This is a genomic window from Parvibaculum sp., from assembly GCF_049672805.1.
Classification (GTDB): Bacteria; Pseudomonadota; Alphaproteobacteria; order Parvibaculales; family Parvibaculaceae; genus Parvibaculum.
Genome location: NZ_JBATWS010000024.1, coordinates 1 through 8115, shown reverse-complemented (window position 1 = coordinate 8115; position 8115 = coordinate 1). Strand labels below are relative to the sequence as shown.

Sequence of the window (8115 nt, the reverse complement as noted above, 5' to 3'; positions counted from 1 at the left end):
GCGCTGTGCCGAGGAGAACTGTTCTCCAGGTCGCCATTCGCCCTTTCATGCTCGCTGCCTCCGGTTCGGATAAAGCCTCATGAAAAAGGGCGTGGATTAAACGGGAGTGCCTGTTTCGGCATAAGATCAAAACTAAGGTGTTGACCTAAGTGTCTCTGCGCTGATACTTAGGCATATGACTAACCAACGGCAGGCGACGCTCGATCAGCTTTTCCATGCGCTTGGCGATCCGACGCGCCGGGCGGTGGTGCAGCGGCTCGGGCGTGGCCCGGCGCCGGTGGGGGAACTGGCGCGGCCATTCAGGATGGCGCTGCCTTCTTTCATGCAGCACCTCGCCGTTCTCGAGAAATGCGCCCTCGTCACGTCCCGCAAGGAGGGCCGTCTTCGTATTTACAAGTTGCAGCCGCAATCTCTGAAAGCGGTGGAGACATGGCTGGATGAGCAGCGTTTGCTCTGGGAAACGCGGCTCGATCAACTCGACGATTATCTTTTGAACATGAAGGAGGAGGAACGATGAGCAAGCCGAAAATCAACCCGAAGCTGGACCTCGTGCTGGAGCGCGTCGTGGATGTTTCCCCCCGCCTTGTCTGGCGTGCATGGACTGAGCCGGAGCATCTCATGAAATGGTTCACGCCGAAGCCGTGGCAAACGGTTGATTGCCGGATCGATCTCCGGCCGGGCGGCGAGTTCTACACCGTCATGCGCTCCCCCGAAGGAGAGACGATGGAGGGCGGGTCGGGCTGCTATCTGGATGTGGTGCCGGAGCGCAGGCTCGTCTGGACGTCTGCGCTCGGGCCAGACTACCGCCCGAATGTGAGCCGGGTGCATGATCTTTTCTTTACGGCCTGGATCATCCTGGAACCGCAGGGGCAGGGAACGAAATATACAGCCATCGCCCAGCACCCTGATGAGGCAGCGGCAAAGCGCCATGAGGAAATGGGGTTTCAGGACGGCTGGGGCGCGTCGCTGGAGCAGCTCGTCGCCCACGCAAAGACGATGTAGCGCAGACCGCCACTGCCGCCATTTGCTCCCCACGCGCCGATTGAGTAGAAGGATCGCCAATCCGTTAACGATCCCAAGGGAATACGTGCCTCATGGCTTCCTATCAGTATGTCTATGTGATGGACCGCCTGTCCAAGACCTATCCGGGCGGCAAGCAGGTTCTGAAGGACATTCGTCTTTCTTTCCTGCCGGGCGTGAAAATCGGTGTGGTCGGCCTGAACGGCGCCGGCAAGTCGACGCTTCTGCGCATCATGGCAGGGGTGGACAAGGAGTTTACCGGCGAGGCATGGGCAGCCGAAGGGGTGAAGGTCGGCTATCTGCCGCAGGAGCCGGAACTCGATCCATCGAAGGATGTCTTTGGCAATGTGATGGAAGGCGCTGCCGAGAAGAAGGCGCTGGTTGATCGCTATAACGAACTCGCCATGAACTACTCGGACGAGACGGCCGAGGAGATGGCGAAGCTGCAGGACATTATCGACGCGCAGAACCTCTGGGACCTTGATGCGCAGGTCGAGATGGCAATGGATGCGTTGCGCTGCCCTGAAGGCGATGCCGATGTGACAAAGCTTTCTGGTGGTGAAAAGCGCCGCGTTGCGCTCTGCCGCCTGCTGCTCGCTTCGCCGGACCTGTTGTTGCTCGACGAACCGACCAACCATCTGGATGCGGAATCGATTGCCTGGCTGCAGAACTACCTCAAGGAATATGCGGGCACTGTGGTCATGGTCACCCATGACCGCTACTTCCTCGACAATGTGACGGGGTGGATTCTTGAACTCGATCGTGGTTCGGGCATTCCCTATGAGGGAAATTACTCGACCTGGCTTGAGCAGAAAGAGAAGCGGCTGGAGCAGGAAGGCCGTCAGGAAGAAGCCAAGCAGCGCACACTTGCCCGCGAACTTGAATGGATCAGGCAAAGCCCTAAGGCGCGTCAGGCAAAGTCCAAGGCGCGTATCAATGCCTATGAGGACCTTCTTGCCGAGGCAGGCAAGCAGCAGGAAGGCAAGGCCCAGATCGTCATTCCGCCGGGGCCGCGTCTTGGTGGCAACGTCTATGAGGCCGACAGCATCTCCAAGGGCTTTGGTGATCGTCTGCTGATCGACAATCTTTCCTTCAAGCTGCCTCCGGGCGGCATTGTCGGTGTGATCGGGCCGAACGGTGCGGGCAAGACCACTCTCTTCCGAATGCTCACCGGTCAGGAAAAGCCAGATAGCGGCACGCTGAAAATCGGCGAGACCGTGGTGATGGGCTATGTCGATCAGAGCCGCGACACGCTCGATCCGAACAAGACCGTCTGGGAAGAAATATCTGGCGGCACGGACATTGTGGAGCTTGGCAAGATGACCATGCCGAGCCGCGCCTATGTGGGATCGTTCAACTTCAAGGGGTCGGACCAGCAGAAAAAGGTCGGCCTGCTTTCAGGTGGTGAGCGCAACCGTGTTCATCTCGCCAAGATGCTGAAATCCGGCGCTAACCTGTTGCTGCTTGACGAACCGACCAACGATCTTGACGTTGAAACGCTGCGTGCGCTCGAAGATGCGCTCGTCAATTTTGCCGGATGCGCCGTGGTCATCTCCCATGATCGCTGGTTCCTGGACCGTATCGCCACCCATATGCTTGCCTTTGAAGGCAACAGCCATGTGGAGTGGTTTGAAGGCAACTATCAGGATTACGAGGAGGACAAGAAGCGCCGCCTCGGGCCTGAGGCGGAAATCCCGCATCGGATCAAATACAAGCGGTTCAGCCGCTAGCCGGAAAAGGGAGAGAAGCGGACTTCTCTCCCTTTTTTGTTGCCCTCCGTGCCGATGCAGCTTTCCCCTGCGTTTTTTTGTGCTGTTCACGAGACGTTAAGCCCGAGAACCTAGATTTTCCCCTGAGGAAGCGGAGGAGGGCGTCCGGTGCCGGGGGGATTGCAGGCAGCGGAACGAAAAAGCACTGCATGGCTAATGTGAACAAATACAGCGAGGAGATGGCTGCCATCATCCAGGAAGCGGTGAACAAGCTTCCGGGCGGGGTTGTCATCTTCGGCCCTGATCATGAGATTCTGCTGTCGAATGACCAGAATGAGCGGGATTTTCCGTTCACCAATGCCGCGCTTCGGGCGGGGGCAAATTACCTCGAGGCGACGCGCCAGGGTGTTGAGGCGCTGCTGCCCGGTGTCGGATATGAAGAGAGCCTGAAGATTGCCAATGGTATCGTCTCCGCGCTGGAGCGGGGCGAGCCTGTTGAAGTGATGACGCCCAACGGCACCATCATGCAGGTCGTCGAGACCAAGCTCTCCGGCGGCGGTTCTGTTGCTGTCGGGGCCGACATCACGGCGCTGCGGGAGCGTGAGAGGGAACTTAAAAAGGCGCGCAAGGAAGCCGAAGCGGCGAATGAGGCGAAGTCCGCGTTCCTTGCCAATATCAGCCATGAAATCCGCACACCGCTCAACGGCATTCTCGGCATGGCGCAGCTCATGGCGACTTCCGAACTGACGGAAGAGCAGCGCGACCAGCTTGAGACAATTCTCGATTCCGGCAAGACACTGATGGCGATCCTGAACGACGTTCTCGATCTCTCGAAGATCGAGGCCGGCAAGTTCGACATCTCGCCGATCGACAATGATCTTTCTCATTTGTTGCATCGGCTGGAGAAACTCTGGGCGCCGCGCGCGAAGGAGAAGGGCTTGTGGCTCTCCCTTTCGATTGATCCTACGTCAGAAACCTTCCTGCGCTTCGATCCTGTCCGTGTTCGCCAGTGCGTGTCGAACCTCGTTTCCAACGCCATCAAGTTCACGGAAAAGGGCAGCGTCTCGCTTTCCGTCACGGTGGAACCGCTGGAAGACGATGTGTTCAACGTGGCTATCCGCGTGCGCGATACAGGCATCGGTATGAGCGCGGAGACCGTGAAAAAGCTGTTCGCGCCCTTCACGCAAGCGGATTCCTCCACGTCTCGTCGTTTCGGTGGCACGGGGCTCGGGCTTTCGATCAGCCGCAAGCTCGCACAGCTCATGGGTGGTGACATATCGGTGGAAAGCGAAGAGGGGCAAGGCTCCGTCTTCATTCTGTCTTTCCGCGCGGAGAAAGGGCAGCGCGCCGATTTCGCAGCCACACATGAAGATGTGGATCAGGTGGGGGCCGTGCGCTGGGCGCAGGGACTTCATATGCTTCTCGTCGATGATCATGCGCTTAACCGGAAGGTTGCACGCCTTTTCCTTGAGCCGCTTGGCATTACCATTGTTGAAGCGGAGAACGGGGAGGAAGCCATTCGCTGGCTTCAGACAAAACCCTTCGATCTTGTTCTGCTCGACATGCATATGCCTGTCATGGACGGACGGGAAACGCTCCGCCACATCCGTGCGCATGAGGTGCAGGCCATCCGCAATGTTCCCGTCATTGCGCTCACGGCGGATTCGCTCGGGCCGAACAATACGCGGTATGACGAAATGGGCGCAGATGGCTATGTCGGTAAACCGATTGATCACCGTGATCTGGTCGGGGAGCTTGGTCGGGTTCTCGAAGTCAGATATGGCCGCGCACCGTCACCCGTCGCGGCGTTCCCTGATCTGAAGCAGGTCGGAACCTGACGCTGCCGCGCGGCGGCTGGCGGCCTAGCGCGGCACGCCTGCGCCTATATCGATGAATTCTTCGGTGTCGCGGTTCTCGATGGTGAACTCGCCTTCCGGCTCATGGGCGAAACTGTCACCGAAGCCAGTCGCTATGCCCAATACGAGGCGCATGCCGGTGGAATGGTCTGTCATCGGAAATTGCGTCAGTTCGATCGGCTCGCGATAGCCGTCCGTATGCACGATCTCCTTGCGCACCCAGCGCCCGCAGGGCACGGGACCAAACATGAGGCGCATTGAGAGGCCCGATTGCTCGCGATGCTCGCTCGGCACGAAGTCCGCGTAGTTTTGGCCGCGGAGATCCACTCCCAGTCTCTCGCGCAGCGTTGCGCCTGCAAGCCGGACATGCAGCCGCGCCGAGGGATTGTCGCTCAGCTCCAGCAGATAGATGTCATTCAGAAACGGGGCGAGGCGCTCGGGACGGAAGTCGGCCTTGTCAGGGATGAGGCCGGATCTCGGAAGTTTGAGCCAGGCTGCCTCAAAGGCGAGGCTTCTTTCAGAGCGGGCCGAACGCGTCTGTGTTGGCAGAACATCTTTCTGAAGGGAGCTGGCAGGCACGGCAAAGTCTCTTCTCATGCACACAACTAGGTGAATGGATTGTGTGTCCGATGCGTTAACTTGTTCTGAACATCGGGCGGCATGAGCGCGCATGAAAAAACGGCGTGCCCTGCAAGCACGCCGTTCTCAATCTGGATTGTTACTGCGATCAGTTTGCGGAGGCGACGTCCGGCAATTCGCCCGCTTCAGCCTTGCCGATCTGCGTGCTGAGATGTGCGAGCAGCGCGTCGAAATTGCCGCCATTGTTGCGGATCACGCTGGTGAAAGCGGAGCGCTGTTCCTGCGCGAGCCAGACGCCGACGACATTCACGTCGAAAATCTTGTAGCCGCCGTCTTTCTTGATGAGCCACCAGTCAACGGAAACCGGCTCGCGGCCATTCGTAAAGCGGATCTCGCTCTGCACGATGGCCTGGTTCTCGCCACGCTCCCGCGCGCCGAGGATGCTCAGCTTCTCGTCATTATAATCGGTGAGCCGCGTCACATAGACCTTCACGATGAAGGTTTCGACAAGTTCGCGATACTGCTCGCGCTGTGCGTCAGTCGGTGTGCGCAGATACTGGCCCAGCGCGAAAGCGGCAATGCGGTCCATATCGGCATTTTCGGCAAGAAGCGCACGGAAATCGCTTTCCCGCTTCGCCTTGTCGGCCGTCTTGTCGCTGATGATCGCGATGGCCTTCTCCGAGACCGTTTCCACAAAGGCCTTTGCTTCGTCGGTCGATGCGCTTGCGGGCAGAGCCATGAGCGAAAGGCAGAGCATCAGCGGCGCAGCAAGCGCCCATCTGGAGAAGCCGGTCAGTCGGCTCGCCATTGCTATCGCCATATTGATTGTCTCCTACCGATATTGAGGTCCGTCTCAGGCGAAACCTGTACAGTCCGCCTGTCGCGGATCAGAAACGCATACCGGGACTGTTTGGTTCGTTTGTGTCGAAATTGAGGTTTTCGATATCGGGCAGATCGTCGAAATCGCGCTGCCCATTCGCAATCTCGTTCTTGCGGATCTGGCGATAGAGATTGCGAACCGTGGCGTAGTGATCGACCGACGTGCGCTCGATCTGGTCCAGCGTATCGAGGCTGCGGGCGCGCTGGTCGATGCCGTTCACGACGAAGCGTGTGACCGGAACGGTCTTGGCCCGGTCCCAATAGATATAAGTCAGCGGGTCGAAGAACTGGTCAACGACGAAGCCGGTCATGTCGCGGGGCGGGGCGGGGCCAAGCACCGGCAGGAAGATATAGGGGCCTTCCGGCGTGCCATGCACGGCGAGAGTCTGGCCGAAATCTTCGCTGTGCTTGGGCATACCCCAGCCGGCGGCGGGGTCGAAGAGGCCGAGCACGCCAACCGTGGTGTTGATGCCGAAGCGGCTTGCCGTGGTACCCGCGCGGTCCCATTCGCCCTGAAGCAGGTCGTTCGCCAGAATGACGGGGCTGCGCAGATTGTCGAGGAAGTTGCGGATGCCGTCCCGGCCCTGTTCCGGCACCACGCCGTCATACCAGGTCGCGACCGGCTTCAGCAGAATGGTGTCGAAGAAGCGGTTCAACTCGAAGAAGTAGCGGTTCATCGGCTCCAGCGGATCGTTCTCCGGGTCCGTTTCTGCCGCCGTATCCTGTGCATGGGCGAATTGTGCTGGTGCCGCCATGAGCGCAGCCAGTGCCAGCAGCGCGACGCATCCGAAGCGTCTCGCAGCCTTGCCGTTCCCGAACGAAAACTTCATAGGGCCCTACCCGAATGATTGTCTTGGGGCTGTATCGCATCCACAAACAGCCAGCCCCTCGCCGCGAGCATTTCGCGTGCGAATTAAAACCTGATGAACGGGCAGAAAACGGGTTGTTTTCCGCCGATTCCCGCTCCCGCGCGGTCCATCTAGCTAGCATAGGCGGTGTCCGTTAACCAGCGCGTCAAGGGCACAGCGCGGGGGGAATCGGACTTCTGTTGCGAAAATATGGCAGTTACCGACGGCGGGAAAAAAGCATTTGGAAAGACATAAAGATATGTTTATATCGTTCTCGCTAATTTGGCGGAGTGGAATCCGATGGAGCAACTACTGGCAGGTCTGAGAGCAGCGGGGGAGCCGACCCGGCTTCGTCTGCTTGCGCTTCTGGCGCGCGGAGAGCTGACAGTGACCGAGTTGACCCAGATTCTGCGGCAGAGCCAGCCGCGCGTGAGCCGTCATCTGAAGCTGCTCTGCGAGGCAGGCCTGCTGGAACGCTTCCGCGAGGGAAGCTGGGTTTTCTATCGCCTGGCCGGGACCGGCCAGGTCGGGGAGCTTGCCGCCGTATTGAGCGGGCTTATTCCGCAGGAAGACCTCGTGATTGCGCGCGATCTTGAACGACTTGAAGCCGTCAGGTCGGCGCGGGCGGAGAAGGCGGCGGCCTATTTCCGGGCCAATGCGGAGCAATGGAACCGTATCCGCTCGCTTTATGTGCCCGAAGCCAAGGTCGAGCAGGCCATGGTGACGCTTGGTGCGCCGCGGGGGGAACTCGATTTCGTCGTTGATCTCGGTACCGGCACCGGACGGATGCTGGAACTTTTCGGAAGCCGCGCCAAGGGTGGCATCGGCATAGACCTCAGTTCGGAAATGCTGGCGCTTGCCCGTGCTCAGCTTGACCGTCCGGAGTTGCAGCATTGTTCCGTCCGGCAGGGCGATCTCTATGATCTGCCGCTGCAGGATGAGAGCGCCGATCTGGTGACGCTGCATATGGTGCTGCATTATCTCGACGATCCGGCCGCATCCATTGCGGAAGCCGCGCGGGTGCTCAAGCCGGGCGGGCGGCTGCTGATTGCCGATTTTGCCCCCCATGAACTCGATTTTCTCCGCGAGAGCCATGCCCATCGGCGCCTTGGCTTTGCTGAAAGCGAAGTCACCGGCTGGCTCACCGAAGCGGGGTTGAAAGTCCACCAGATCACGACCCTGCCGCCCGAGGGCGGCGAGGATGCCAAGCTGACAGTGCTGATC

General features: G+C 59.4%; 8 protein-coding genes. 5 read left to right on the top strand and 3 right to left on the bottom strand.

The genetic code is table 11. From position 1 onward, the window contains the following. The first annotated feature begins 175 nt into the window (after positions 1-175). The 4 genes from WBF74_RS00870 to WBF74_RS00855 all read left to right on the top strand — a co-directional run bounded on the left by WBF74_RS00870 (position 176) and on the right by WBF74_RS00855 (position 4567). Positions 176-517 (top strand): ArsR/SmtB family transcription factor, encoded by a 342-nt coding sequence (locus WBF74_RS00870; RefSeq protein WP_424433899.1) that lies wholly within the window; start codon positions 176-178, stop codon positions 515-517. Then, positions 514-1002: an SRPBCC family protein gene (locus WBF74_RS00865; protein WP_424433897.1), complete on the top strand. Its 489-nt coding sequence runs from the start codon at positions 514-516 to the stop codon at positions 1000-1002. Before WBF74_RS00870 ends, WBF74_RS00865 begins: the two co-directional genes overlap by 4 nt. 92 nt (positions 1003-1094) lie before the next feature. After that, positions 1095-2750 carry an energy-dependent translational throttle protein EttA gene (gene ettA / locus WBF74_RS00860; RefSeq protein WP_424433895.1) on the top strand — a complete coding sequence of 552 codons (1656 nt, stop codon included), beginning with the start codon at positions 1095-1097 and terminating at the stop codon, positions 2748-2750. Between the two features lie 188 nt (positions 2751-2938). Continuing rightward, positions 2939-4567, top strand: coding sequence for an ATP-binding protein (locus tag WBF74_RS00855; protein WP_424433893.1), 1629 nt, complete (start codon positions 2939-2941; stop codon positions 4565-4567). 24 nt (positions 4568-4591) lie between these two features. Here the strand turns inward: WBF74_RS00855 and WBF74_RS00850 are convergent, their stop codons facing one another. The 3 genes from WBF74_RS00850 to WBF74_RS00840 form a co-directional block, all read right to left on the bottom strand. Further along, entirely contained in the window at positions 4592-5164 is a 573-nt protein-coding gene (locus WBF74_RS00850) for a PAS domain-containing protein (RefSeq protein ID WP_424433891.1), read from the bottom strand. A 148-nt stretch (positions 5165-5312) separates the two neighbouring features. After that, positions 5313-5984 (bottom strand): MlaC/ttg2D family ABC transporter substrate-binding protein, encoded by a 672-nt coding sequence (locus WBF74_RS00845; protein ID WP_424433889.1) that lies wholly within the window; start codon positions 5982-5984, stop codon positions 5313-5315. A gap of 67 nt (positions 5985-6051) precedes the next feature. Continuing rightward, on the bottom strand, positions 6052-6873 hold the full coding sequence (locus WBF74_RS00840; RefSeq protein ID WP_424433887.1) for an MlaA family lipoprotein: 822 nt from the start codon (positions 6871-6873) through the stop codon (positions 6052-6054). Between the two features lie 318 nt (positions 6874-7191). On the opposite strand from WBF74_RS00840, the gene WBF74_RS00835 reads away from it, so the two are divergent. After that, on the top strand, positions 7192-8115 hold a 924-nt coding region (locus tag WBF74_RS00835; protein ID WP_424433885.1), incomplete at its 3' end, for an ArsR/SmtB family transcription factor.